Below are 25,081 nucleotides of genomic sequence, written 5' to 3'. Positions count from 1 at the left end.
CTGCACGGCTGAATGGTGTTGCCGTCCTCCAGCATCGTCTTACCGTCCACAACGTCAACGAGTCCGGCTCTGTCGGCATGTTGCCAGACGTCTTCCTCGTTCGGAAAATCCTGGCTGAGCTTCTGGCCGCCTTCGAATAGCGCGTAGGATATGCGGCATCTGCAACGCGGGAGCCGCTGCTTTTCCGAGTCTTTTTTCGAATCTGCCCACTCCTAGGCGAGTTTGAAAAAGCAACAGCGTCACGCCGCCACCGCGAATCCGTTGTCTAGGGTTACCCTGACTCAACGCACAGAAAAAAACGCGCGGATCTAATCACTTATCGGCATAGCGAAGGTGCGGGCATTTGTTGAGTGATTTCAGGGTCTTCATTTGTAAATGAATTATGAATTTCTTTTTCGTTTTACGATGCCTGGATCGGGGCTGTCACTTTGAAAATCAGCGCGTTGTTTCAACACCTTACCGCGCTGCTAGAAAAAACGGCGACTTGATGCCGGGTATCGAAGTGAGGTTTTTACTGGGCGGTGGAAAAATGATTCCATTGCGAGAACAAGGCCGTGCTGTATTTCTGAAGACAGCGGCGATTTGTAGTTTGTCTTTCGCCCGAACTATCAAAACATCATTGCAGATCGCCGCGCGTCTTGTCGTGCCACAGGAGAGCTACGTTATGAGCGGTTTCAGTCGTAACCATTCACGTCGTAAAGATCCTGTGCCCGTTATACACAGGCCGAATTTTTCGAATTTCAAGTTGTCCACACTCATTCACAGTCTAAGTCATTGTTTTTGAGCGGGCAGAAGTTCGTGGCGGTTTGTTGTCCACAGATAGGTAAATCATTTTCCCGGGTATAATCCGGGAATCGACGTGTCCGACCACCACCGGGCACTGTAAAAAATGTCGGACGGTGCCCTTGGAAGCACCGCCCAACTTGCCTGGTGGAGAGATTTGAATTCCCCGCCCGAACAGCGAAGTTCTCGCTCTCCCCAGGCACCCTGTCAATCATTTGCGAGATGTCGTTTCTCGCCACGGAGAAGGTGTGCCATGTCGGATAAGTTGTCGGTGAGTTTTTTGGGAGCGAGTATCAGCGCGGAGGGGCTGTGGGCAATTGCAGCTGCTATCCTCATCGTTATTATCGTGGCTGCGGTGAGCAAGCGGCGCATTTAACAAACTGCGGCACGCTGTCACTGAACTACATTTTGAACATAGACGGCAGGCGGGAAGTGCTGGAAATGAGAAGCCTCAGCAATGGAGGCTCACATGAAGTACATCGCAGTATCTAACCGTGTGAACAAGGTTGTTACTGTTCATCTATCCGAGCTGTGCTGACCTTGGCGCTGAACCGATCGCCCAATCCAAGAGCGCGGAGAGGCGAAGTTTTGAAGATGGCATTGATGCCCTGGCTTTCGCGCGGTCCGAAAGACCGGAAAATTTCATGCTTTGCGGCCACTGCCTGAAAGAACTTAAGGCGGTGCTAGCTCGTTGAAGTCTGTGCTGGTGCGGGGCTAGGTAGCTCCCAGCATGCCGCAGTCGTCGGCAATCTTGATGGCGGCGTTTCTTGATTGGCAGTCACGAACCGGCCTGCTCATTGGGCCAAACGGCACCACTTCTCAACCGGCACCATTTACCAATCAGCCCACGGAACCCCGGTTAGAAGCAGGGATAGGCCCGGCCATCCTGGCCGCGATAGGCTGCGGCCGATTGCTTGCAGCGGGCGGCGAGGGGGCCGTCGTAATAGGCGAAGGTGCCGGGCTGCAGGCCGGGTCCGTAATTGTGCCCGAACTGGATCCGGTAGGGTTGGCCCGGTGCGGCAAAGACGAAGGTCTCGGCGCTGTGATGATGTTTCCAGTGGCGCGCGAAAGCAGGGGTCGCGACCAGCGTCGACAGGATGATGGCTGCACTGAGAAACTTCATCGGGACTCTCCGGACATGACGATTGAAACGTCAGGGATAGACAGTGGCTGACGGGATCAGATCACGTTGCGACAGCGATGCGCAAGATGCGCGCGGCGCATGCTTGACGTCTTTCGACCGGGATCACGTCGCAATGCGGGCCCGTTGCGTTAACGAAACCACGCTGCAGTCCGGCGCATTTGAAGTGCGCCTGATGCTTACGCGTTAGGCTTACCGGCAGTTTAGACCGCGTCCTTAACCCATCCTGCGAGGCGTTCGAATATCGTACCGCCGAGATGCAGGACATGGCCATGCGCACCCTTTCAGCACTGCTTTTCGTGATTGCCACCACGCTTCCGGCTGCAGCCGCCGATGGTTTCAACATCGTCGTGCCCGGTCGTCCCGGCGTGCCGATCATCATCAACGGCGTCGATGCGTCCTATCGCGTGATCGAAGGCGATTGGGGCTTGCAGCGCGGCATCCATATTCAGCCGACAGTCTATGGCGGACGCTATATCGATCCGGTCCCGAATGTCGGCCATTACTATCCAAGCCTCGGTCGGCAGCCCGGCTACGGGCGTCTGGAGATCCAGCCGCCGGCCAATCGCAAATTGCCGCAGCCGGCCGAGAGCTACCACGAGAGCTGGTCGGCGAAATCCGCGCCGATGGGGCGGGAGAACGAAGTGCCGTTCAATCCGCCTGAGGTCATCGTCGCACCGCCGGAATTCCGGCGCTGACCGATCAATCACCAACAACGAAAAAAGACACCGACAGGAGAGAGTATTCATGCGTAACGTGATTTCAAAATGGGTTGCGGCATTTGCCGTTGTCACCGCCACTGCCGGCGCTGCGCCTGCCATGGCCTGCGGCGGCGGCCTGTTCGCCGCGAGCGGCTGCTCGCCCTGCGGTCAGGCCTATGTCAGCCCCTGCGGCTATGGCGTGGGTTACGGCTATGCCGGTGTTGCCGCCTATGAGCGGCTGCCCGATCCGACCCCGGTGACCCGTCAGTATTATTACGCCAACCAGGGCCCGACCTTCAGCGGCCCGGGCATGTTCGCGCCGGTGCCGACCTATCAGGAGACCGCGATCGGCTGGCGCGGCTACGGTAATGGTTATGGCTACGGTTACGGCTATCGTCGCGGCTACGACGGCGGCCCCTACGCCAATCCGGTGAACTACTCCTACGGTCCGGCCTATCGCGGGCCGGCGATCACCAGCTATCCGTCGCGCAGCTACTATCGTGCGCGTCCGAGCTATCGTTACGGCTACGGCATGCGGCCGCGGGTTGGTTACGGTTACGCACAGCGCAGCTACGTGTCGCACACCGGTTATCATCAGGCGCATCGTTACGGCGCGCCGAAGATGACATATGCGCCGCGCGCTGCAGCCCCGCGTGGCTATCACCAGCAGCAGCGCCCGCAGCGCTACATGCATTGATCCGATCCGATCGTAAAAACGCCCGCGTGCAGCGATGCACGCGGGCTTTTTTATTGCCTGTCGTGTTGGCCTGCGGATCTAGCCCATCAGGCCGAGCTTGCTGGCGCCGACATAGAGCGCAAGCACGGCGGCATTGGACACGTTGAGGCTCTTGATCTCGCCGGGCATGTCGAGCCGCGCGACCACGCTGCAGGTCTCCCGCGTCAGCCGTCGCAAGCCGCTGCCTTCGGCGCCGAGCACCAGCGCCAGCGGCTGTTGCAGCGGGATCGCGCTGATGTTTTCGCTGCCCTCGCTGTCAAGACCGACGGTCATGAAACCGAGATCGTTCAATTCGTTCAGCGCCCGCGCCAGATTTGGCACCGTGATCATCGGCACCAGTTCCAGCGCGCCCGAGGCGGATTTCGCGAGGACGCCCGTGGCTTCCGGGCTGTGCCGCGCCGTGGTGATGATCGCCTTGACGGCAAAGGCTGCGGCCGAGCGCAGGATGGCGCCGACATTATGCGGATCGGTGATCTGGTCGAGCACGAGCACAATGCCGTTCTGGGGCAGGGTGTCCAGATCCGGCGATTCCAGCGGCTCGACCTCGGCCAGGAGGCCCTGATGCACGGCGTCGGGCCCCAGCCGGCGGTCGATCTCGTCCGGACGGACCAGGATCGGCGCCACGCGGGTATCGATCTTCTCCTCGGCGAGGCGCCGGGCGGCGTTTTCGGTCAGAATCAGCTTGCGAATGACCCGCTGCGGATTGGCCAGCGCCATGGTGACGGTATGCCAGCCATAGAGGATGGCCGGGCCGTCGCCGCCCGATTCCCGGCCCCGGCGGGGCGGGCGCCGTCCATGATCCCGGGCCTGATCGCGGGATTTATCCCGGGTTTTGTCCCGGCCTGGGCCGCCATGGCCATCGCGCCCCTTGTCGGGGCCGCGCTGGAATCGCTGTTTTCGCTCTCGATCACTCATGGCACGGCTTGTCTCACGGGGGCCGAATAATGGCAATTTGGGGCTCCGGAAAGAGGTTCCGGAAGGGCGGATAATCCTGCCCGGGTCGGTTGACTTTGCCCCATCGCTTCCGTCATAAACGCGCCAACCGGGAGCCCGTTTACGGGCGCGCGTTTTAACGTCATCCATGGCCGTCCAGCCACTGATTTGGTGGGACTGCCGTGTTGGGCTTAGCTCCGATTGGGGCTTGGGTCCGATGGCGTCAGGCGGGGGAGTGTCCCGAGTGGCAAAGGGAGCTGACTGTAAATCAGCCGTCTTATGACTTCGAAGGTTCGAGTCCTTCTTCCCCCACCATCTTCATTTCGCTCGCGAATTTCCCCTGAGGGGGGCGAGCTTGTAAGCAATTCGTAAGCAATCCTGTAAGCAATTCCGTTTTCGGTGTTTGTTCTGTTGCCTGGGGCGCTGCAAGGTGTTGCAGCCCCAAGTCAGTGACGCGCCCGCGCTTCGGCGATGTGGCCCGCGAATTTGAATAAAATCGTTAACCTTCTGTCAACTGTCCGGGCACAGCTTGCGGCCATGCGGTGGCACTGGGCGTCCTTGGGGACCCGGTATCCGATAGAGAGGCTGCTCGGCCGAGACACTGGGCAGCCTCTTGCCAAGTTAAGTGCCTTCCCGAGACCTTGGGGCGGTTCGGAGACGTGCCGCGTAGCGAACGGTGCGGGGGCAACTGCTCGCACCTTTCGCAGGTTGGTCAGGTTCGCCGAATTACGAAAGAAGCCGCCCACGGAGGCGGCCTTCGCGAAGAGAGGGATGCCGATCGTGCGACTACCTCAAGACCGTTTCTACCATTGGGAACAGGCCAGTACCCTTCCTGACGGAAAGAGCGCTCAGGAGGCTGACTTCCGATCTCGGCGTGCCGTGCGAAATTCTTCCGGTCCTTTGAGTAGTCGTTCCTTTCTGCTCGCTTGATCACCCGCGCTGGCCGTCAGGTCGGCCTGACTATCCAGTTGGGTTCCCGCCATCTGGCTGGCCCGATCCCGCTGGCTGGAACTGTTGTTTCGCGAAGCTGTCAATGTCAGCCCCAACTCGATCAATTGGCGGATCGCATCAGAACGAGATGTTCTTTTGGACGTGGCCCAAGCATCGACATTTTGAATGATCTTGTTCGATAGACGAAAGGTGCGGACAGGGTCGTTTCCGATGGACGTGCGGCCAGCACCAAGCCGCCTTCCGCCGATCGAGCGTTGCTTCAAATTTTGCATTCTCTATTACATCATTCAAACGTGCTGATTGTGAGGCGCGCTGGTAGCGGGCCATTGGCAGACGTATTCCAGCGTGCAGCGCCAATTTCGCCACCTAACGAGCCATTCAGTATCGCGTTTGGCCCCGGAAGGATCGATGGAGCATTCGACCTAACCACGCAGGAGGATGCAGACGCGCTGATAAATGCTATCAAATGCGATGAAACGCTTCCTCAAGACGAAAGAGGCCGCCCAGGCGCCTCATTCTTTTGGTGGTACCGACGGGTGCATCTCTGCCTTGTCCCTCAAGAGGTCCTCGATAAGGAACTCAATTGTCAGGCGAGTCAGACGGTCCACGGTGTCCGCAGCAAGTCCTTTATAATGGAGTATCTTGGCGTCGAGATCGTCACACTTTTCGCACATCGCGCGGTTTTCCCGTACAGGCGGGACCGCGAACGATCTCATCACCGATAGAGGCCATGGCAAGGCGGCGATGCTAACTAACTGCCACGCTTCAGAAGTGTTCGGTAGCGAGCACAAGGAAAATCAGGGTGCTGTCGTTTTCAAACTAGGCGCTGAGGCCGGAAACAGGCCAGCACCAAACACTTCTTTGGCGCGGGGCCGTTGCAAGTGTAAACTCTCTCTGTCCACAAGATTCGGGAACAGAGATGAAGACGACTAAGATTCGCGTGACGACCCCAGTGCCAGGTAAAGAACCGCAGGTGTGGCACTTTGATTTGATGACGGGCAATCCAACCGAAGCGATCCGCTGGGCCAAGGCCGCGCCGCAGGTGCTGCCCAGCGCGCTTGTGGAGGTTGTCGGGGCGCATTGAAGGGGGGCTGCGTCACGCCGTTCCATCCGTCTTCTTCCTCACCGCCACCCGACTCCGCGCCACGCGCCGCGTAGTTTCGACATTCCCGGCGATGTAATCGCGCCTGGTGCCTTCCATGTCGGACTTCTGCATGTGATCCGTGGTGTCCTCAATCGAGGCGCCTGAGGCCCGCGCTTCGGTGCCGCCGCCATGACGGGCCCGGGCATTCCAGACCTCCTTGGGTACGCCCGCGGCATCTTCGTGCGTCAGTTTCTCGATCAGCGGCCGGTTGGCCTGTTTGCTGTCGGTTACCCCAGGATAGATCGGTACAGAGCCAAGTAGCGATCTGCCATTCTATCGACGGTAAACTGCTCGGAAACAGCCGCCCGGCAGGCGCGTCTATCCAGTTCGTCAATGCGCTCAACTGCTTGGGCGGCTTCGATGGCACTATTGACCAGGAAACCTGTTACGCCATCTGTGATCAATTCGGGCATCGATCCGCGGTTGCACGCGATCACGGGTGTTCCGCAGGCAAGCGCCTCGACAACTGATAACCCGAATGGTTCGTCGAAATTGATCAAGTGAAGCAATGCCCGCGCGGACCCCAGAACACGAGTCCGCTCCAGACCTCCGACCGGACCGAGATAAGTCGCGGACCGCCCCAGTGCTGGTGCCACATGACGTTGGTGATAGTCCGCATCCTGAACGATACCGGCCATGATGAGGTGGCGGCCAACCGCTTCGGCAGTTGCTATCGCTTCCGCAGCCCCTTTATCGGGATGAATGCGACCGAAGAATAGAAGATCATCGCTGCCACGCGGATCGAAAGGAAACGCGTCGATCGGAATGCCGTGATGGATCGTTGCCGCATAGCGCAGGTCGGGATGGCGATTGGCATCGCTGATTGCGACGTAATGGACGCGATCTTCGTATTCCTTGAAAACCGGAATGATACGGGCTGATGAAAAGCCGTGAATGGTTGTGACCACTGGCGTGTCGACAAGGCGAGAGAAGCCCAGCGGTACGAAATCTGCCTGATTGTGGATGATGTCGAATTCGCCGGCACGCTCAAAGACATTCGCGACATGCAGGAGTTCCCACGCCTTGGCATCGAGCGACGAGTTTTCAGAGTACGGTGCTGGGACGACACCGGCGAGATGTCCCGACGTCAAACTGTCCTTCGTGGCAAACAGTGTGACGTCAACTCCCCGCACAAGCAGCGCCTCCGTGAGTCAGCTCGTCGCGAGCTCCCACGGGCCGTAGTGCCGGGGAGGTGTTCGCCAGGATATAGGTGCCAACATTGCGACGCGCATCGTGTTTAGCCTCGCAGGATGGATGGCGGACAATCAAGGACGTCAATCCGGGCACGGATATGTGGCCGAAGACAGGTGCACGACACTGGTGACCTGTTCAACAGTGGGTTTAGTAGTACGCGATGGAAGGCTCGGCATGATGGAAACGCGGCGCTTTTCGAGGTCCTGGCAGCGGGATTTTACTCTGAGCCTCTGTTCTACTGATTTTTAGAAGTGCCGCGACGCGGTGCTGCCCCCAAGGCAATCCGATCTTGCCGGGTTAGCGCGGTTCTTCAATCGGCGCCCAGTGCGTGGGGTCAATTCGGGTGACGTTGACGCATCCTGCTTCAGCCAGGGTAATAATCCAGTCGCCGTCGTTCCACCATGCGCGGCAGGCAGTTCGCATTTTCTCTGCCTCGGATTCCATGGCATGATCCGAATTGTCATCGTAGCCGCCAGCCAGGAATATAGGAGTTCCGTCCATTGGTGCGGTGTTTATGGGTTGCCAATTCAACGCTTCATATCCTGTCCGTGGTCGAAGAAATTGAGCTGACGTGCGTGTGTTGAAGGTCGTTCACGGCACTAAATTCCAGCTCTGACATCGAGACCCCCGCTCAAGTTGAGATCGCGCAACATTTGGCTCCGTTCAACCCAAGGCTTCGAGTCCTAAGGCTTGGCGTCACGCAGATTACAGCGCGTTCTGACCGGGGGTGATTTAGCGCGACTGAATAGCGATGGCATCAAGCCCAAGAAGAGCCGAGAAGAGGGCCAGTCACACCGGGCGCACAAGCTGATCCCGGATAGATAATGATCTTCCGACGCTCTGACATGACCTCACGCAGCTCTGCTAGCGAGGCGCCTTGTTGGACTATTTCTTTCTGGGCTTCTCCGCTTCGGGGTGCATCAGACCCTTCGTCGTCGGAGCTGCTGCGATCGTCTTGGCCTTGTCCTTCTTGGGCTTCTTTGCTTCGCGGTTGTTTCGTTGTTCGCCTTTGGGCATGGTTTCGTCCTCCGCCCGCACTGGGCTTCGATGACAATAGCACGTCAGTTGGGCTTCCCGGAGTTTATGTTGCCTAAAGCCGCTGTCGCACCGCGGCAGTGCGGACGGATGGCTGTCGACCGTTTGTTCCGATAGCGGTTCCTGTATCGCGTTGGGAGAAACAAGGTTTGCTCGATTGACTCGTCGCGGAATAGAGCGCTGCTGTGTTTCCAGAGACAACCGGGAGAACTGAAGTGGCGACTGGCGTAGTAAAATGGTTCAACGCGACGAAGGGCTTTGGCTTTATCCAGCCGGACGATGGCAGCAAAGACGTCTTTGTTCACATTTCGGCTGTCGAGAAGGCGGGACTGAGCACTTTGAATGAGGGGGCCAAGGTCAGTTTCGAGGAGGTGGCCAACCGTGGCAAGACGTCGGCGGAAAACCTCCGGGTTGGCTGATCGGGACCTCCTTTGCCTGACGTCGCGCCGCTGGAACATGAATCCCTGCGGCGACTTGTCGGGCATAAGTAATCCTCCCACAGAATGTAAGGCCCCTGCATCAGCGGGGGCTTTGCAGACGTCATCCGCGCGCTAACGCTGCTACGCCGTTATTTCCCTCGCTCAATGTCACGCGCTTGTTGTTCCAGCTCGTCGGTGAGCTGCAATATCTGACGTTGGGTTTCTACGTCAGTGACCCCGCGCGCCAGAGCGCGATACTTGGCCACCTTGTTCCGTAGATCTCTGACATTGTTGCGCCGGTTGTCCATTGTCGCCCTCCACAACTAAGACTCCGGCGACGCGAAAATGTTTCAGCAGGCGTTTCGGGCTGCAAGCCCTCCAAGGCAGGGGGCTGGAAGCGGCCGGTACGGCGGAACATCGCTCAAAGCGACCAGCGCAGCCGCGTCCGACTGCAGAGAAGGTGACGCAGCAGTCGTCATTTCGGCCGTCAATTGAGAGCGACAATGCGCGCGTTAAGCGCCGTCGCAAATAGTATCCAGGCGAAATAGGGCACGAGCAATACGGCGGCAGTCCGGTCGACATGAAGCGCGATAAGAATCGTAATTCCTATCGCAACGACCAGTGCCGAAATCACGATCATGCCAGAGCGGACGTCGTGACGACCGAAGAAGATCGGCGACCAGACCGCGTTCAGGGAAAGCTGCACGGCGAATGCCACGAGAGCCGCATTTCGATACGGCGACGAAGGCGCTTCCCACAGCATCCATGCCGCCAATGCCATCAGAAAATATAGAATTGGCCAGACGACAGGAAAGGCGATGCGCGGCGGCGTCCAGGACGGCTTCGCCAAACTTGCGTACCAGGTCGGAATTTCAGGCGTCGTGACCCGTGCACCGATAAAAGCAACGGTAAAACAGATCGCCATCGAACAAGCCAGAGCCGCGATCGAACTGTAGCTTAATGCCATCATGCTTACCTGGACGGTGTTTCATCGTGACATACGATGCATCAAAGCGGTGCGCGCCGCAAATGCAGATAACGCGGATTGAACCCGGCGCGCTGCATCAGTCTCGCCCAGTTTTTGACCGTGAGCTGTCCGCCCTTCAAATCTGCAAGCTCTTCATCGCGAAGGTCGGCGAGAGAGCGATTCACCGTTGCCAACGAGAGGCCCAGCGCTTCGCCAAGCTGAACGAGACCGACCGGAACGAAGCAGGTATTCTCACGGGCAAGCCCGGAGGCGCGCGATCGATAGAAAAGCTCGCAGAACAAATGCGCCATACGCGCGGTGGCAGATCGAGCGCTGTTGTTTGTAATTGCTTCACGGAAAATGGCAGCGTCGATCAGCGTCTCCCGCCAGATCGCAGCACCCACCTTGGGCCTTGTTTCGAACAGAGAGAGCAAAGCGACGTGAGGAACCGTGGCCACGGTTGCCCCACCGATGGCGCATACAGCGTGGTCCATATGGTCGATGAAAAGACACTGTGAGTCAGGCATATCGCCAGCGAGGCTGAATGACAGATACTGGCGCGCGCCATTCGAAAGAAGATGATAGCGGGCGACCATCCCCCTAACGACTATCGCGGACACCTTCGGACGGTCACCTTGCCGAATGAAATCTTCATTGCTGTCCAGTTCCCGGATAGCGATGGGAAGCCGGCGGATCTCGGTAAGGTCTTCCTGGCTTAACCGGGAATGTTCTTTGAACTTTCTTATGAGAATGGCTAAGGGGTCGATCGTTGCCTCCCATGTCGGCGGACCTGTCCGGCCGCGGTCAGCATCCTAGCGTCATCTGGACGGCGGCTTCAATTCGCTCGAGAGCCACCCCTTGCTGCGCTCCATCGGATCGACTTCGCACTTTGCGCATCTGAACTTCGAATTTTCTTCTTTTGACGACGTCATCTTGCGACCGCACTTCGGGCATTTCGGCGTCGCGGTACCCTTGACCGTCATTGGGTTTGCTCGCGCGCGTTCATCTCGCGCCGGACTTCTCGAACGCCCGCGAAATGCAGCCCAAGTTCACGGGCCCGCTTTTTGACTGACGCCATTGGCCTTTTCAAAGCCGCACATGCTCGCAAGAGAGTGGCGCCCTCCGCATGCAACTGGGCGAGCTTCTCTAAGTCCGCATCAAGCCATGCGCGGGTTATCGGTTGACGCTCATTCATGTCGTACCTCCAACGGTTCCCCGAAGGGAACCACAAGCAAGGAGGTGACGTCGTATCATTTGAGACGAAATGCCAGAGCGCCGAGCTCAATCTTTTGGCGGCGCAACATTCGCGCGCTTTGCCACCCGAATCCTTGCCACCCGCCGCGTCGTCTCCACGTTGCCAGCGATATAGTCGCGCCTGGTGCCTTCCATGTCCGACTTCTGCATGTGGTCGGTGGTGTCCTCGATCGAGGCGCCTGACGCTCGGGCCTCTGTGCCGCCGCCGTGGCGGGCCCGGGCATTCCAAACTTCCTTGGGCACGCCGGCCGCGTCCGCAACAGTGCGATACATGTCGTAGAACACACGGTACCGAACCGGATCGCCATTTTCGTCGGTGACGTAAGGACCGCTGCGTTGATCCTCCGGCACCGCGGCCAGTGCGAGCTGGAAGAGGGGATACTCCATCACGTCGAACTGAGCCGAGTGACCTGTCTTCAGCCGCGACAGATCCAGGATGCCCGTCTCGAAATCCTCGAACCGCAGCCCGGGGCGCCAGACCTTGCCGCCGCGGAGGATCATGTCGTCGGTGACTTCGACGGCGCGCGCCGGCATCCAATAGCCGATGGCGTCGATCTGGCTGATGGTGAACTCGAACTGTGCTGAGACGGCGAGGGCGACTGACCGGCTGCGACGCGTCCCGATCTCGATGCCCTTGAGTACGATCGCTTCGGCATGGGCGTAGGTCATCACGACCTTGGGCGCCTTCTTGGCCTTGCCGAGCTTCTTCTCGTCGTTCTCTTTCCTGAACTCCATGCCGTCGATCATCTCAGCCAGCTTCAGGCAGTCCTGCAGTCCGAGCTCGCAGCCATAGGCGAGGATGATCCGGAAGATCTGGATGATCGCCTTGGCGAGGCGTTCGCGCGGAAGCCCGCCCGGCTTGGTCGGCTTGCGCACTTCACGAAACCACGTCCTGAGATCGGCGCCGGTGAGGGCGGAGATACGGCGGCGGCCGGCAACCTTGTCGAGTGCGGTGAGCCAGGTGACGTAGCCCCGCTGAGTGTTGTGGCGCGTGTCGTGAAATGGAGACTGCTTGTCGGTCTGATAGCAGCGGATCAGCGAGCCGACGGTGCCGTCATAGACCGGGCGGGTGTCGACCTTCCCGGCCGTGATCCAGTCCAGCATCTCCGACCAGAGGTCGTTGCAGCGGTTGAACATCGTGTTGACGGCGGTCAGCGAGTTCAGGTCGCCATGCAGGCGCACGGTCGGTGGCTGGAAGCCGGCATCGGTAGCGCGTTTCGCGGCGTACCAGTAGGCCTCACGTACACCGGAGGGACGCGTGATGATCCTAAAGCCCTGACCGGTGATCTCGACTTCGATGCCGCCGACCAGCAGGGCTTTGTGTTTTCGGGCCATCGAAGCTTTCCTTGCCGTCCGGCTTGAATGGCACCACCCGGACACGGGCGCTGGTCTTTGAATTTGAAACCCCGTCCGTGGCGGGTGGCAATGCAATTCCGTGACGGGTCTTGAAATATTCGACGACGGCGGGCCAGAAACGGCCGCCCATGAGCTCATCCACCCTGGGCAGGCCGTGCTTGTCTTCGAGGTATCTGGCCTTGCTGGGCCACTCCTTGGCGCGCGCAGGCCCCATCACCTCCAGGGCGATCCGATCTTCATCGGGATACATGGGGATAGGGGCCTGATCACGAGCCATCGTGCGTCCTTTAGCCGACGTGGCCGGCTGTCTGTTGCTCCGGCCGCGCCGATCTGAGCTCCGCCTCTTGCTCCTCGGACTCGCCGAACGTGTGATCTCCGGCAGACGCCGCAGCCTCCCACTCGTCGCGGAGAGCGAGCGCCTTTTGCTCGACCTCGTAGACCATGAACATCAGCTGATCGCCGGTCTTCTTCAATTCCGCCATGGCCTGCTTTGCTGACCATGGAGTGTCCGCGACGTTAATGGCTTCCTGGGCGTAGCTCTCGACCAGAGTGCTGGCGATCGACGTCATCAGAACCATGTCGGCAAGGCTGTATTCCAGCTGCTTCATCGCGGCCAGCACGGCTGTGTCGCCGGCCACGATCTGAGCGGGGGTCCTGGCTCTCGGCCGGTGACGAGCGATCGACGAGTCCGTTTCGGGTAATTGCAACATCAGCGCGCCCCTTCGTTGGTAACGTCGATGGCCTGCACGACGGCCATCGCCTCTGGTAGGTCGTTGCCCATCTCAAGCGCGCACTCGAACAGTGCGCGGCCCATAGCTTTGACGTCGTGCTTGTTCGGGCGCATCCCCTGCAGCCGATCGGCAACAAGGTAGGCTTTCGCGATCAGGCGATCCCATTCGTATTCAAGAAGGGCGTCGCAGCCGCTAGCGCGCGGCATCTCCTTGATGTGATGGATGGCGCCGGCGGCGGCCATATAGGCGTCGTACATTGCGACCATGCCCTGAACATCACCGGTGGCAAGCAAGTGATCGATCTCGACGGGAAGGACGGCACCGGCCTCCGGCTCCAACGGCTGGATCGAAGCGTCGACAATCTTCTCCGGCGTTTGCGTATAGAAGCCGTGCGGTCCGACCATCTGGGGCGCGTTTGTCGATTGCTGTAGCATTATCGTGACCCTCCACCACCCGCGCGGGGTGCGTTGGCGCCTTTGGCTGGAACGCGATCGCGAAGCGCGCTCGATGCATCGATGCCGAGCTTCTTGAATACGGCGCGGGCCCGATCCGTCAGTTTGCTCTGATCGTGGAATGGATACGATTTCCCCCGCCCGGTGCGTTTGGCGCAGACGTCCTGAACGGGGTCCTCGAACGGAATGCTCGTGAGCGGGTATCTGTGATTGCCGTAGAGCTCAAGGCCGACCGACAACAGCTCGTTGACGAGAAATGCGTGATAGCGGTGGAGCAGGCCACTGCGGGTGAGCCGCGTGCCGCGATGAAGCGCTCCGACCACCTTTGTCGGGCGGGGAGGCTCCGCCAGCATGTTCGCTTTGTCCGCGATACTCGCCAGTTCTTTGACACTGAGCACCTCGCAGTCATCGCCGGTGTGGGTGTCGATGTGCCTTGCGATCAGGGCAAGTAAAATCGACACCTCACGCGAGTTGTATAGCTTCGCTTTAAGCGCGGACCTGAATATGTCCCAGGCAACGGCAAGGGCTATCTCAAAGAGCGCCTCCTCTTTTTCCGACTTGTCGCCCGGCTCATTGAATTTCTGGCAGATCTCATCGGCCTTCTTGTGCCAGTGGTCGAGCATGTGCACCGGCTGGCATTCAAGATCGAAGCCGTCCCGGCCCATCGGAATGCTGCCATAGATGGGATGTACTGATGGCTCCTTCGTCGGGCTTATGATCGGCGGATTCGCATCCGCAATAGTACGTTTCCCAGTAGAGGCCCGCCTTGGACGCGTAGCCCGTTCGCAGGTGTTGGCGGTAGCTTGTGCTAAAATCATTCCCATCCCCTTTGTTTGTGAGGACCCGCCCGGCGAACCGGGCGCGCCTCCGTGCTGTGCTGAAATTATGCAGATTGCCAAAGTCGATCGGCGTCGGTGAGCCGCTCGATACGTGACGCTGGATTGTCGTCGCCCATTGGAGCGTCGAGCGAGTTGAAGCCGTAGCGACCAATGTTCTGGGAAAGCTTGCTGTTCTCTCGCACGAACTCACCGACGCGCGCCTTAATGTCTTTTTTCTTCAGGTGGCCGTCTGCGAGCGCGAGGTACATGGCCGTGGTGACGTCGCTGCGCTGGTCACGGTCGAGCCATTTCGGCAAGGCGAGGCTGATGATATCGATGGCGTTCGAGTTGGCGGAGATGCGCATCTTGTCCTTGCGGCGCTTCGCCATGCCGTCGGCCGTATTGGCCAGCCTGTTTTTCTCAAGATGCGGCTCAAGCATCTTGGCCATCTTCGGATTCTTGCGAAGCCAATTATTGAAACGGGTGATATCAGTAACGCCTTTGATATCGAAGAGCGGGTTTGGTTTTCCGTCATAACCCTGACCGCGACGCCCAGTGAGGTTATGTTTCGTAAATCCGAAATCAACGATCAGCGTGACAATGCGCCTAATCGTTTGCTCTGAGAAATTTGCATTGACCTTGCACCGTTTGGCTGTGGTAGCGCGGCACTTTCGACATAGAAGCACAGGGCTCCTCTTTTGAAGTTGAAAGTCAGCTTCGCATTCCAGGGGATGCCCGTGTAAGCACACCCGCTTGATCCCTGTTTGCCACTCCACCAGCGTTGGCGACCGGCTATCTATGTGTTTTTCACCATGCTTCAGTAAAGTGCCGTACTTGTTGCGGTTAGCATACTCGCGCAATTTCTGGTCTGGTGAACGCACGCGCGAAATCACGCGAGACGCGCGAAGGCGCTTGCTAGAGTCTCGTGTGCAGAGAACGCAAACTGTTGTCGTTCGGCCTTTGATAGGCCGGATGTTATCTGGCGTCCAAGGATGGCCGTTCTTGCAGTGTGTCCGAGTGGTTTTTGCTTGAACCTTCATGACAGAGCCTCCTGAGATGTAGTTCACAGCTTGATTGCTGCGAACTGGCTCAGGGATTCTGCTTCGAAAGGCGAAGGTGAGGCGGGAAGTGTCGAACACTATGACACCTCCGGCTTTTGTCCGAGGATCTCAGCGACACGCGCTAGGCCCTTCGGCGTCAGATAGACCTGCTCCTTGAGCACGGTCTCACCGCCTTGAACGATCGAGCGATACTTGTGGGCGAGATAGCCGGCGGCAATTTTGTCGGCATGGCCGATGTCGCGCTTGGAGCGGCCGCGGCGGAAGATCCAGCGGTTTGCGCGCAGCCAGGCGAACAGCTCCTTGATCTGCATTTGCAACTGTTTCGCCGCGTCGCTGATCAGGATCATGCCATCGGTGTCGGCGAGGCGATCGAGAGCGTCGGCCTTCGGTGCCAGCGCTGCGACGCGGCCCTGCAGTTCAATGGTGCTGTCCAGGCTCTGCAGAAGCAGCGCCTTCAGCGTTGTGGGATTACTGAGATCGGGGAGGGCGGGTGCAGACTTCGCCTCGAGCTCCTGCCAGCGATCGACGAGGCGGGCCGTGAATGCGGGGGAGAGCTGGGCGACGACAATGTAGCTGTCGCGTTTGCCAACCAGATACACCTCGACGTCACGGGCGCCGGGACCGTCGTGCGAGGTCTCCACCGATGGTGTGAACCTGATCACGGCCCTGTCGCGCAGCCGCTCCATTGCGCGCTTGACGCTGTCGTGGCGGCTCTCGAGTAGGTCCGCGATTTCCCGGCTCGACATTGTCGGGTTGCCCGCCGCCATGAGGACAGTGGACCGTGCTGCAATGGTTGGCAGGCGAAGCGACAAGGCGGCGGCTCCCGTTGGTGTCGGGAGCAGGAAAGCATAGCTTGCCAGTCTTGGCAAGTAAAACTTGCCATCAGCCGGTGATTATTTCATTCCATGGGAAGATCCGGTCAATCGACTCAATCTTCGTAATATCCAATTTCGAGACTTTGTCTGGGTTGTGCTGCCGCACCGTGATGTTCCGATCGTCGCGGCCCATCAGTTGCCGAACGTAACAGTCTGCCCATCCTTCCTCCTCGTCGGGAAACAGGCGGATCAGCACGTAATCGTTGAGAGACGGCGTTCTGGATTCGGTCAAAAATATCAAATCCCCCTCGTTGAATTTCGGCGTCATGCTCGAACCGACCGCATATATCGCGCTCACACCGTAGACTTTCGTGAGGCCAGGCGGACGCGCTACGGAGCCAACTATTTCAGGATATAGGCGGAAATCTGCTGTTCCTTCGGGCGTCGACTTGTAGATATCGATGTTTCCCTTATCCTTTTCCATCATGCTGGTCAGCATCGCTTCGAAGGTGGCCTTGTCGATGGGGGATGGCTCCGATCGTATGCCCGCGAACATATCAACCTGCGCGATCCCATCGAGCGCAGCGCTGACCTCGATTCCCAGGAATGCGCAGAGCTTGATGAGCTTTAGGCTAGATGGGGCGTTGTCGCCGGCTTCCCATTGACCTACCGCGGCGCGTGAGACCCCCAGGTGCTTTGCCACGTTGCCTTGCGTCAGTTTTTTCCATTGCCGCGCTTGACGGAGGGCGGCCCCCAGTAATTTGCTCATGTAACTACCTTCGCAAGCAAAGCTTGCTTATAAAAGGCAAGATTGACTTGCCTTTTGGGAAAGGTGGGCTTATTTTGGTGGGATGGGGTTTAATTTTCGACAGGCCTTGAAGGAGAACGGCGGCGTTAATGCGCTTGCGACGGCGGTCCGCGTCTCTCATCAGGCCATTAGCCAGTGGCGTGAGGTTCCGCCCAAACGTGTCCTGGCGGTCGAGAAGGCTTGGGGAATTTCGCGGCACCTAATCCGCCCAGACATTTACGGGCCGGAGCCTAGTGCAGCGTCCAACCCATCTCCCTGTAATACAGCGGCCCGTGAAGCCGGATCATCTCACGATCCCAATCCTGATATCGCGCCACGGCAATCCGCGTATGCTTCTCACGCGCCCGCGTCCTCTCCAGAGAGGGAGGTGTGATGGCCGTCGATCGCAGAATCATAGGCGTCTCCGTTATGCCCCAGCGGCGGGCAGGCGCGTCGGGGTGTTCCGCGTCTGCCCGCCCTCGTGCGCCTGGTCGGGCCGGGGCGAACCCTGCAGGCAACTTCTTCCGACCGACGGCGCACATGCGCCGCGGTGGGTCTCATCCGAATTTTCTTCTCGTTCAGCAGTCGCCGTCTTCGTCGCCAAACTTTGCCGGCGCACTGCTTGATCGTTGTTTAGTTCGTGTCGCGTTGCGTAACGCCTCGCGTCCCAACCATAGGGACACAGGTGATGTCGGAAAAATCCGAAAATCGGTCGGAAGCCATGAGTGAGATGCTCTTAAGCGAAGCGTCGAGCCTTTTACGAACAGTCGCCGGCGCACGCCGCGCCGATGAATCCAAGAAGGCCGTGCTGCGACGCGTGGGTCGCGAGGTCCAGGACTGGACGGCATCTCGCATCAAGGACGTCTGGTATCGCGACCGCCGCGTGTGCATCCGCGCCAGCGAGGTCGAGTATTTGCGCGCGCTGGTGAGCCGGCGCCAGGAACAGAAAGCAGAAGCGAATGAACTGGACGCGCTTCGGGACCGGGTTTCCCGCATCGAGCGGCTGCTGGAAGCAACGGATCCGGCGTTCCACAGCCCGTCGATTGCTGCGGCTCGGCAGCAACTCAGCGAAATGGCTGGAGAGCGTCGCGTTGTGGATCGATCCGACACTTGAGGCAGAGGCCAAAGCGACCCTCGACAAGACGGGAGAGAGCCGATGACTGAGGCAATGGGAATGGCGGTGGCGGCGTCTGATGTCGCCAACATCGTGGGACGCATGGGCCAGCGGCATCGTGTGCTGGATCCCACCGGCATCGATCGCCTTGTCGTCGAAACGCTGATGGGCACCTCGCCGGACTATAGGGCAGCGGTAAACACCCGGTTGGGTGCCTTTGTGGCGATGCTCTACGGGCGTCCCGATCTCGCGCCATTCATCTCGGACGATCTCGACTTCCTGTTTCCGGCGGCAGTCGTCGGCGCCATCGCCAGATGTCCGTTGCAGCCCTGTGGGGCATTCTCACGCTACGATGTGGACGAGTTCAGGGTTCATCTGCTGCTCGCGGCACCGATCGGCGGTGTGGCATGAGCATGAACTACGGCGTCGTCTGGCCATCGTTCTGGACGGGCTCCACGGGGCGGGAGCTTCGCGGCGATGCCAATGCGCAGCTCGTCGCGTTGTATCTGATGACGTCGCCGCACGGGAACAGTCTGGGTATCTATCGTTGCCCTCTCCAGTACGTCACCCTGGAAACAGGATGCCCCATCGAAGGGGCATTGAAGGGGCTTCGAAGGCTCTGCGAAATCGGATTTTGCACGTTCGACGAAGCGACAGAGACAATCTGGGTCCGCGAAATGGCGCGATACCAGATCGGCGCCGAGTTGAAGCCGCAGGACAAGCGGCAAAAGCACATCCAGCGCATCTTCGATCAGATCGAGAACAAGCTGATACAGCAATGTTTTTTCGAGAAGTATGGCTCGTCGTACCATCTGACGGCGCCGCCTGTTCCTCCGAAGAGTGAGGCACGGGATGAAGGGGCATCGAAGCCCCTTCCAAGCCCCTCCGAAGCCAATAACAACTTCAACTTCAATATCAATAACAACTTCAAGACAGACTCTCTCGCGCATCCTTCGGACGACTCGGAGACTGAAAATCAAAATTCGAAATCGAAAGCCAAGGCAGCCAAGTCGCGGAGGCAGATCGCGACGTCTGACGGCTTCGACGAATTCTGGTCGGCATGTCCGCTCAAGAAATCGCGGGCGGCGGCGCTGAAGGCATGGCCCAAGGCGATCGCCACCGGTGCCACGCCGGCCGAGATCACCGCGGCGATGCGCCGGTACGCGATCGAGCGGGCAGGGCAGGACCCTCGCTACACCAAACACCCATCGACGTGGCTGAACGCCGGCTGCTGGGCCGACGAGCCCTCGGGCCCGCTCGGTCACACGTCGCCTGCCGGTATGAGCGGCTATGCGCAGATCTTGTTCAACAGACACATGGAGCGAAGCGGTGAACCGGTTGCCGACGCCTACGACCACCAGGACTAGCCAGGGTTCGCCTGGGACTGATCTGCCGCTGGCGAGCGAACTCGCGGCGATCCGTCTCGGGTGGGAGGACGGCCACCTGTCGGCGCCCTTGCCCGAGCCGGTGCGCGATCGCCTGACCAAGCGACTGGACCTGCTTCGCTCGTGCTCGAGGCCCGCTGCCGTCGAGGCGATCGAGGAGGAGATCGCAAAGCTGATGCTGGGCTTCCCGTCGACACGCGGGGTGCCGGTGATCGAGGTGCAGCTTCAGGTGCGCAAGTATGCCGAGGATCTGCTCGGCGTGCCCCTGTGGGCCGTGAAGGACGCATGCCGGGATATTTCACGGGGATCGGTGCCTGGGCTCAACCCCGACTTTCCGCCGACGTCGCCGCGCCTGAGGCTGGTGGTGAATGGCTACGTGACCAAGGTCCACAACGAGGCACAGCAGATCAAGCAAGTGCTTCACGCGCCGATCGCGCGGCCCGCCGACCCGGCGGTGTGGGAGTCCATCAGGGCAGGGCTCATTGCCAGGTCTCGCGAGCTCTCCTGCTTGCACGACACGCCGCCAAAGCCGGCGCCCACTTTGCAGGAGATCGAGGAACATTACGCCAATCACGGTCTGGCGTTTGAGCGCGGGCGCGACTTCCACGGCGATCGAGCCTCAGACGACCATGAGGGGGAGGGGTAGCCGGATTTCTATCACAAGAGGGACGCCGGACCGCATGGTTTCGAAACTTCTCAAAACACCAAATTAAAATCCAAGGATATGAATTGTGGCTAAGGGTAGAAAGCCGAAGGCGACCCACCTCCGCCTCGTGGATGGCACGCACAGACCAGAACGACACGGAGACGCTGCGGCGGCGCAGAGAGCTGTGGCACAGGCGGCCGCTGGCTTCGGGCCACTGTCGCGACCGCGGTACCTGACGGGCGCCGCGAGGGCGGCGTGGAAGCGGTACGTCGCACCGGCTGTGTGGCTTGATGCTTCCCGTGAGCCAGCAGCGATCGCCTTCTGCGAACTCTGGAAGGAGATGCGAATGGCACCGACGACGTTCCAGGCGGCCAAGCACAGCCAGATGCGTGGATACATGAGCGAGCTCGGGCTGACGGACGAACGCAAGCGCGCTGTTCATCTTGCTACGGAGGAGCGCGATGAGCACTTCGATTGAACAGAATCTGTTACTTGCGCGGTCGGTCGGTAGCGCGACCGTGAGCGCGATATATGTGCCGGGTAGGGGTGGGGGGATTAAATGTCTGGAGCAAAGAAGAGCCTCTACCGCACGTTATCTCACCTACAGAATTTTTCCCTCCGTGTGGATTTTGAGAGTGGAAACCTCCGCTGAAATTGAAGAAACGCCTGCATTTCAACGCTCTTTAAAATTTCTTGTTGGGTTCGCAGGGGTTTCCAACGAGGGGCAGTGCGAACTGATTTCGGATGAATTCGGAAGAATGTCTAGAGCAATCAACGATGTTCGCAGGGGTTTCCATTGCGAACTACTGGAAACCGCACAATCAAATTTGGTCGGACTTAGATATGCAAGAAACGCGTGGCTGTAAAAAGTGCGGCGAAACTTTTTCTTACGAACGGTCCCGTAGTAACGGGCGACCTCGTTTGTTTTGCTCAGCAATTTGCAGAACCGCGCGGGTGGCCGAACTGAATGCGGGATATCGCTCCGACGGCAGGTACCGCTCGCGTGCTCACACGGCCCGCGAGGCAAAATACGAAAGAACCTGCCAGACATGTCAGCTTCCATTTCGCACTGTAAACCCCGTGACGAAGTGTTGTAGCCGTCATTGTGGCTGGCTCCTCGCTCAACGGACGGCGCACCTGACTCGATCGGTAAATGCAGCCGCTCGACGCGCGCGGGTATGCGAGCATTGCAAGGCGCCGTTCATCATGCGGAATCCCTCGGGAGCAGCTCGAGCCGGCAAGAGCAGAGAGGGTCGGTTCTGCTCGCGGGCGTGCATGACAGAATACCGCTCCAATAGCGCTGCGTCTTCGAAAGTGGCAGCGATAAGCTGCGTAGAGGTCTAGGGTGGCCGAGGACTCCGCGCACCAAAGCTGCATTTCGTTCTCCACGGGGTATCTCGAAACTTTGGCGAAGCTGAACAATGCGCAGATGTACGTCGCGCTTCGGGCGGTAGTCGACGAAACGCCTGGTCTATCGAGAACGCTGGCGCTCGCCGTGCGAGACCAAGCAATCCGGGAGCTCGCTGCCATCTACGGAGCGGCGACCAGCGCTCGGCGCGTGACTGCCGCATACTCTCGCTATCTGGGTAATGCGTGGCACAGGGAGCGTGACACCGGTCCTGCTGAAAACGCACCGATGGATGGTGTCCTCCTCTTCAAGATAGCGATGGCGAACAGTGGACATAGCATCGGCTACCATCAAATTCGCAACATTTTGCTGGGTCACCGCGGTAATAGAATTTGAGAACCCCCCCCGTGTTTCTCAAATTCAACTGGTTCAGAGTTCGTCCGTAGTTAAATGGACACGGCGCACCTCATGCCCGCTGTCTCATCAACATGGGCAGAACATGAATCTGTTAAGTGGAATAGTCAGTCTTGTTAGAGGAGCCCGTGCCTCGTCTGTCGGTGATGATATTGATCAGCTCCAGGCAGATCGACAAGCAACGCAAGCAGCACTTCGGGGCAGTTCGGAGCGCCGTCGCGCTTTAATGCTCAGCGACGCGCCTGACGATCAAATTGCGGCGATCGATAAGGTAATTGACGGCTATCACCTTACGCTCGAGCGCCTTGAGCTCAAAGAAGTCGTCTTGATTGCACAGATGCAACGCGCGGCACGTCAGTGATGGCCAAAGGTCAGATCGCAATGATTGACTACGAGCGCGGCGCCGGCGTCATCGCCCGTGACGATGGAGAGCCAGATCTGTGCTTCCGCTTCGTGGATTTAGGGGGCGCGAACATCGCTGCTCCGGGTGCTCGCGTGATCTTTGAGTCAATACGGTCTTTGAGGAGCGGCAAGCTCAGGGCGGTTAATGTCAACGTGGTCACCTGATGGGTAACTCAACGTCAATTTCTGCAATATTTTAGAAAAACTTGGAATTCGATTCAGCAGCTTCGCGACCACGGATGTACCGGCGCGGAATTCAACCATTCATGAGGGCAGCAAATGACGAACATGTTATCATCTTTCCCGGCGATCAATCATCCGATGCCACTGCATCGTCACGGTGGGACGCTAGACGTCATGAGCGAGCTGCAGGTAGGATTCAGTGGGGATGATTACGACTTGCAAGGCTCCGGAAACATTAATTCAATGCCGGTCTACCATCGAGGGACGACTTTTGGGATCTCTGTCACGAAGGGCGCGGCAATCTTCAAAAATTCCGCGAAGCTCATTTGTCCCAATGGCGTCGACTACGTTGCCAGCATAGGGGACCGTATTGTCGCGCGCACCGATGGCGATGGAATTTGGAGTTTGTATGTCAACTCCAGTTCGGGCGTATCATTGGCGAATCAGAACCTATCTTTGACCTCCGCGCAACAGAACCAGGTGCAAAGGAATGTTGGAGTTCCGGCGATCATGCGCGGCTATATTGCTGGTCTGACGCTTTCAACGGCGGGCAGTAGCGCAACATTCGGTATCGCAGCCGGCGTGGCGGCGGATAGCACCAATGCCGACGTCATGACACTGGCGAGCGCATATACAAAGACAACTTCGGCCTGGTCGCTAGGCACCGCTGGCGGCTCGCTTGATACGGGCACCATCGGCAACAATACTTGGTATCACGCTTATCTGATCAAGCGCGTCGACACCGGAGTCGTTGACGTTCTCATTTCGGCAAGTGCATCATCGCCAACGCTCCCCACTAACTACACGTTGGCGCGACGCATTGGTTCGATGAAGACCAATGGTTTCGCGCAGTGGGCTGGCTTTAATCAGGTCGGAGAGAATTTCTATTGGGCAACTGCCGTCCAGAGCGGAGCACCAAACACTGTCGTCACTAGCGCGTCTTTGATCTCGCTAGCCGTACCTCCAGTTTTCGGCGATATCTCTGCTCTAATTCGCGGGCGGGCCACTAGCGCCACACTAAACGCGAGCCTTCTGCTGTTCAGTCAATCCGAGGGGGCGCCGGCCCCTGATACTCCCATCGGCAACGTCACGACCTATCATAGCCAGACTAGCTACTCATACGCTTTTGTTCCCGCTCCGATATCAACGAACTCAAGCGGGCAGATCGCGGCAATATCTGGAACTGGATCTGTCGACGTCTACCTTGTGACATTCGGTTGGATAGATCGGCGCGGCAGGGACAAGTGAGGAAGCGGATACTCGCGGCTAGCGTGGACTGATCTGCTCGCTTTCGACTGGCCGCCGTCAATGCGCCGCATCTGGCGCCGCCAGTCGATGGCGCGTTTTTCAAGCAATCTGAACGAAACTGCCGACATTGAAATTGATGAGGCAAAAAGGAAAATCCAGAACAGGGCGGAGCTCGTTTCGATCTTAAAATATCGCAGAATCCAAATAACTAAAAAATGGCTTAGGAAGACGCCGTAACTTAGGTTTCCGAGAGAATGATCAAATTCGAACCTGGGTAATCGACGCGTAAGCGCAAGCGCAGGGACTGCAAGGACGACTCCAAGAAGAACCTCCTTTATCATCGGCGAACTTGTTTCGCTCGGAGGGAAAAACGTGGCCGTTACTGCAGCGAGCGTCCATATAGCAAAAGGTGCATAATTCGACAGCCGGTCGTGGCCCGCAAACGCAGTGCCAGTCAGAAAAATAAAGAGCACTCCAGGCAGAAGCCGATAACCAAACATGTCAGAGTTGATCGCGCCGGTATAAGCAACGGCGAAAACCAGCAGTGATGCGAGTAGCGCCATCCACATTGTTTTCGGGGACAGAATGAGGAACGGCGCAACAAGATAGAACGTTACCTCAAGCCCGAGACTCCATGCGGGAGGGATGAGCAGGCAGCTCTCAAGATTCCCGAACTGGAAAAAATTGAGCGGGATAGCGAGAACGTTGAGGGCGACCCGGCCGCTGCCGCAACCATTAGAGAACACGTCCCTATATCCGGAGAGCCAAAGGAACAGTCCGGCAAGTATGCAGTATCCCCAAAATTGAGGGAGTATTCGGGCGGCGCGATCAAGGTAAAAATGTCCGACGCGGTCGAGGGAATTGTAATTTGTCTTGATCACCAAGGCCATCACATAGCCGCTGATCATGAAGAACGATACGACAGCGACAACGCCAGTGTTGTAGCCCCAGAACACGGCCCCAGCGTGCGACAGCGCAACGACAACGGCCAATGCAAAACGTAAGGTCCCCACGCCGCCCATTCTCCCACCAGTGGTGCGCTAACCTACAGGCGGGTTCCTTG

Annotated in this window: 34 protein-coding genes and 1 tRNA gene; 17 read left to right on the top strand and 18 right to left on the bottom strand. The window is 58.6% G+C overall.

Annotation, left to right across the window (positions count from 1 at the left end):
- Positions 1 to 382 precede the first annotated feature (382 nt).
- Both AB8A27_RS14995 and AB8A27_RS14990 read left to right on the top strand, forming a co-directional pair.
- A complete protein-coding gene (locus tag AB8A27_RS14995; RefSeq protein WP_441242575.1) occupies positions 383 to 784 on the top strand; it encodes a hypothetical protein in 402 nt (133 codons plus the stop codon).
- 252 nt (positions 785 to 1,036) lie between these two features.
- Positions 1,037 to 1,159, top strand: a complete 123-nt coding sequence (locus AB8A27_RS14990; RefSeq protein ID WP_441242574.1) for a hypothetical protein — start codon at positions 1,037 to 1,039, stop codon at positions 1,157 to 1,159.
- A gap of 483 nt (positions 1,160 to 1,642) precedes the next feature.
- On the opposite strand, the gene AB8A27_RS14985 is transcribed toward AB8A27_RS14990, so the two are convergent.
- Positions 1,643 to 1,906 carry a hypothetical protein gene (locus AB8A27_RS14985; protein ID WP_093762074.1) on the bottom strand — a complete coding sequence of 88 codons (264 nt, stop codon included), beginning with the start codon at positions 1,904 to 1,906 and terminating at the stop codon, positions 1,643 to 1,645.
- A gap of 290 nt (positions 1,907 to 2,196) precedes the next feature.
- On the opposite strand from AB8A27_RS14985, the gene AB8A27_RS14980 reads away from it, so the two are divergent.
- Positions 2,197 to 2,622 (top strand): hypothetical protein, encoded by a 426-nt coding sequence (locus AB8A27_RS14980; protein ID WP_092151882.1) that lies wholly within the window; start codon positions 2,197 to 2,199, stop codon positions 2,620 to 2,622.
- A gap of 49 nt (positions 2,623 to 2,671) precedes the next feature.
- Positions 2,672 to 3,322 (top strand): hypothetical protein, encoded by a 651-nt coding sequence (locus tag AB8A27_RS14975; protein WP_441242573.1) that lies wholly within the window; start codon positions 2,672 to 2,674, stop codon positions 3,320 to 3,322.
- Between the two features lie 78 nt (positions 3,323 to 3,400).
- Here the strand turns inward: AB8A27_RS14975 and rlmB are convergent, their stop codons facing one another.
- On the bottom strand, positions 3,401 to 4,276 hold the full coding sequence (gene rlmB / locus AB8A27_RS14970; protein ID WP_441242572.1) for a 23S rRNA (guanosine(2251)-2'-O)-methyltransferase RlmB: 876 nt from the start codon (positions 4,274 to 4,276) through the stop codon (positions 3,401 to 3,403).
- A 247-nt stretch (positions 4,277 to 4,523) separates the two neighbouring features.
- On the opposite strand from rlmB, the gene AB8A27_RS14965 reads away from it, so the two are divergent.
- A tRNA-Tyr gene (locus AB8A27_RS14965) sits at positions 4,524 to 4,609 on the top strand.
- Between the two features lie 533 nt (positions 4,610 to 5,142).
- On the opposite strand, the gene AB8A27_RS14960 is transcribed toward AB8A27_RS14965, so the two are convergent.
- Entirely contained in the window at positions 5,143 to 5,517 is a 375-nt protein-coding gene (locus AB8A27_RS14960) for a hypothetical protein (protein ID WP_441242571.1), read from the bottom strand.
- Positions 5,518 to 6,164: 647 nt separating this feature from the next.
- Here AB8A27_RS14960 and AB8A27_RS14955 point away from each other — a divergent pair.
- Entirely contained in the window at positions 6,165 to 6,329 is a 165-nt protein-coding gene (locus tag AB8A27_RS14955; protein ID WP_441242570.1) for a hypothetical protein, read from the top strand.
- Positions 6,330 to 6,616: 287 nt separating this feature from the next.
- Here AB8A27_RS14955 and AB8A27_RS14950 read toward each other — a convergent pair whose 3' ends face one another.
- The 3 genes from AB8A27_RS14950 to AB8A27_RS14940 all read right to left on the bottom strand — a co-directional run bounded on the left by AB8A27_RS14950 (position 6,617) and on the right by AB8A27_RS14940 (position 8,600).
- A complete protein-coding gene (locus AB8A27_RS14950; RefSeq protein ID WP_441242569.1) occupies positions 6,617 to 7,480 on the bottom strand; it encodes a glycosyltransferase family 4 protein in 864 nt (287 codons plus the stop codon).
- Positions 7,481 to 7,880: 400 nt separating this feature from the next.
- A complete protein-coding gene (locus AB8A27_RS14945; protein WP_441242568.1) occupies positions 7,881 to 8,114 on the bottom strand; it encodes a hypothetical protein in 234 nt (77 codons plus the stop codon).
- 354 nt (positions 8,115 to 8,468) lie between these two features.
- On the bottom strand, positions 8,469 to 8,600 hold the full coding sequence (locus tag AB8A27_RS14940; protein ID WP_441242567.1) for a hypothetical protein: 132 nt from the start codon (positions 8,598 to 8,600) through the stop codon (positions 8,469 to 8,471).
- Positions 8,601 to 8,833: 233 nt separating this feature from the next.
- Between AB8A27_RS14940 and AB8A27_RS14935 the strand changes: the two genes are divergently transcribed.
- Positions 8,834 to 9,037, top strand: a complete 204-nt coding sequence (locus AB8A27_RS14935; RefSeq protein WP_115029484.1) for a cold-shock protein — start codon at positions 8,834 to 8,836, stop codon at positions 9,035 to 9,037.
- Positions 9,038 to 9,186: 149 nt separating this feature from the next.
- Here the strand turns inward: AB8A27_RS14935 and AB8A27_RS14930 are convergent, their stop codons facing one another.
- The 11 genes from AB8A27_RS14930 to AB8A27_RS14880 form a co-directional block, all read right to left on the bottom strand.
- Positions 9,187 to 9,345: a hypothetical protein gene (locus tag AB8A27_RS14930; protein ID WP_441242566.1), complete on the bottom strand. Its 159-nt coding sequence runs from the start codon at positions 9,343 to 9,345 to the stop codon at positions 9,187 to 9,189.
- A gap of 179 nt (positions 9,346 to 9,524) precedes the next feature.
- A complete protein-coding gene (locus tag AB8A27_RS14925; RefSeq protein ID WP_441242565.1) occupies positions 9,525 to 10,007 on the bottom strand; it encodes a TspO/MBR family protein in 483 nt (160 codons plus the stop codon).
- Positions 10,008 to 10,045: 38 nt separating this feature from the next.
- Positions 10,046 to 10,669, bottom strand: a complete 624-nt coding sequence (locus tag AB8A27_RS14920; RefSeq protein WP_441244914.1) for a Crp/Fnr family transcriptional regulator — start codon at positions 10,667 to 10,669, stop codon at positions 10,046 to 10,048.
- Positions 10,670 to 11,285: 616 nt separating this feature from the next.
- Positions 11,286 to 12,593, bottom strand: coding sequence for a hypothetical protein (locus tag AB8A27_RS14915; RefSeq protein WP_441242564.1), 1,308 nt, complete (start codon positions 12,591 to 12,593; stop codon positions 11,286 to 11,288).
- Entirely contained in the window at positions 12,526 to 12,891 is a 366-nt protein-coding gene (locus AB8A27_RS14910; protein WP_441242563.1) for a hypothetical protein, read from the bottom strand. Before AB8A27_RS14910 ends, AB8A27_RS14915 begins: the two co-directional genes overlap by 68 nt.
- A gap of 10 nt (positions 12,892 to 12,901) precedes the next feature.
- Positions 12,902 to 13,252 carry a hypothetical protein gene (locus AB8A27_RS14905; protein ID WP_441242562.1) on the bottom strand — a complete coding sequence of 117 codons (351 nt, stop codon included), beginning with the start codon at positions 13,250 to 13,252 and terminating at the stop codon, positions 12,902 to 12,904.
- Between the two features lie 71 nt (positions 13,253 to 13,323).
- Positions 13,324 to 13,749 (bottom strand): hypothetical protein, encoded by a 426-nt coding sequence (locus AB8A27_RS14900; RefSeq protein WP_441242561.1) that lies wholly within the window; start codon positions 13,747 to 13,749, stop codon positions 13,324 to 13,326.
- A gap of 29 nt (positions 13,750 to 13,778) precedes the next feature.
- Positions 13,779 to 14,615, bottom strand: a complete 837-nt coding sequence (locus AB8A27_RS14895) for a hypothetical protein (RefSeq protein WP_441242560.1) — start codon at positions 14,613 to 14,615, stop codon at positions 13,779 to 13,781.
- A 65-nt stretch (positions 14,616 to 14,680) separates the two neighbouring features.
- Positions 14,681 to 15,655 carry a hypothetical protein gene (locus tag AB8A27_RS14890; protein ID WP_441242559.1) on the bottom strand — a complete coding sequence of 325 codons (975 nt, stop codon included), beginning with the start codon at positions 15,653 to 15,655 and terminating at the stop codon, positions 14,681 to 14,683.
- Positions 15,656 to 15,753: 98 nt separating this feature from the next.
- Positions 15,754 to 16,422 (bottom strand): phage regulatory protein/antirepressor Ant, encoded by a 669-nt coding sequence (locus tag AB8A27_RS14885; RefSeq protein ID WP_441242558.1) that lies wholly within the window; start codon positions 16,420 to 16,422, stop codon positions 15,754 to 15,756.
- Positions 16,423 to 16,558: 136 nt separating this feature from the next.
- Positions 16,559 to 17,260 (bottom strand): helix-turn-helix domain-containing protein, encoded by a 702-nt coding sequence (locus AB8A27_RS14880; RefSeq protein WP_441242557.1) that lies wholly within the window; start codon positions 17,258 to 17,260, stop codon positions 16,559 to 16,561.
- An 82-nt stretch (positions 17,261 to 17,342) separates the two neighbouring features.
- Between AB8A27_RS14880 and AB8A27_RS14875 the strand changes: the two genes are divergently transcribed.
- The 10 genes from AB8A27_RS14875 to AB8A27_RS14830 all read left to right on the top strand — a co-directional run bounded on the left by AB8A27_RS14875 (position 17,343) and on the right by AB8A27_RS14830 (position 24,018).
- The gene (locus AB8A27_RS14875) at positions 17,343 to 17,672 is read left to right on the top strand and encodes a transcriptional regulator (protein ID WP_441242556.1); all 330 of its coding nucleotides are present in this window, start codon (positions 17,343 to 17,345) and stop codon (positions 17,670 to 17,672) included.
- Positions 17,673 to 17,966: 294 nt separating this feature from the next.
- A complete protein-coding gene (locus tag AB8A27_RS14870; RefSeq protein ID WP_441242555.1) occupies positions 17,967 to 18,392 on the top strand; it encodes a hypothetical protein in 426 nt (141 codons plus the stop codon).
- Between the two features lie 42 nt (positions 18,393 to 18,434).
- Positions 18,435 to 18,803, top strand: coding sequence for a hypothetical protein (locus AB8A27_RS14865; protein WP_441242554.1), 369 nt, complete (start codon positions 18,435 to 18,437; stop codon positions 18,801 to 18,803).
- On the top strand, positions 18,800 to 19,759 hold the full coding sequence (locus AB8A27_RS14860; RefSeq protein ID WP_441242553.1) for a hypothetical protein: 960 nt from the start codon (positions 18,800 to 18,802) through the stop codon (positions 19,757 to 19,759). Before AB8A27_RS14865 ends, AB8A27_RS14860 begins: the two co-directional genes overlap by 4 nt.
- Complete coding sequence (locus AB8A27_RS14855; RefSeq protein ID WP_441242552.1) at positions 19,722 to 20,423, top strand: hypothetical protein; 702 nt, start codon at positions 19,722 to 19,724, stop codon at positions 20,421 to 20,423. The genes AB8A27_RS14860 and AB8A27_RS14855 overlap by 38 nt, the downstream gene beginning before the upstream one ends.
- 346 nt (positions 20,424 to 20,769) lie before the next feature.
- Complete coding sequence (locus tag AB8A27_RS14850; RefSeq protein WP_441242551.1) at positions 20,770 to 20,901, top strand: hypothetical protein; 132 nt, start codon at positions 20,770 to 20,772, stop codon at positions 20,899 to 20,901.
- 867 nt (positions 20,902 to 21,768) lie between these two features.
- The gene (locus tag AB8A27_RS14845; protein WP_441242550.1) at positions 21,769 to 22,167 is read left to right on the top strand and encodes a hypothetical protein; all 399 of its coding nucleotides are present in this window, start codon (positions 21,769 to 21,771) and stop codon (positions 22,165 to 22,167) included.
- Between the two features lie 103 nt (positions 22,168 to 22,270).
- Positions 22,271 to 22,546, top strand: a complete 276-nt coding sequence (locus AB8A27_RS14840) for a hypothetical protein (RefSeq protein ID WP_441242549.1) — start codon at positions 22,271 to 22,273, stop codon at positions 22,544 to 22,546.
- The gene (locus AB8A27_RS14835; RefSeq protein ID WP_441242548.1) at positions 22,546 to 22,752 is read left to right on the top strand and encodes a hypothetical protein; all 207 of its coding nucleotides are present in this window, start codon (positions 22,546 to 22,548) and stop codon (positions 22,750 to 22,752) included. The genes AB8A27_RS14840 and AB8A27_RS14835 overlap by 1 nt, the downstream gene beginning before the upstream one ends.
- A 114-nt stretch (positions 22,753 to 22,866) precedes the next feature.
- Positions 22,867 to 24,018, top strand: a complete 1,152-nt coding sequence (locus AB8A27_RS14830) for a hypothetical protein (RefSeq protein ID WP_441242547.1) — start codon at positions 22,867 to 22,869, stop codon at positions 24,016 to 24,018.
- On the opposite strand, the gene AB8A27_RS14825 is transcribed toward AB8A27_RS14830, so the two are convergent.
- Entirely contained in the window at positions 23,970 to 25,031 is a 1,062-nt protein-coding gene (locus AB8A27_RS14825; protein ID WP_441242546.1) for an acyltransferase family protein, read from the bottom strand. The genes AB8A27_RS14830 and AB8A27_RS14825 overlap by 49 nt on opposite strands.
- Positions 25,032 to 25,081: the final 50 nt, after the last annotated feature.

This window comes from Tardiphaga sp. 768_D3_N2_1 (assembly GCF_052076105.1).
Taxonomy (GTDB): domain Bacteria; phylum Pseudomonadota; class Alphaproteobacteria; order Rhizobiales; family Xanthobacteraceae; genus Tardiphaga.
The sequence above is the reverse complement of the archived record's forward strand: the minus strand, read 5'-3'. Positions and strand labels throughout refer to the sequence as shown.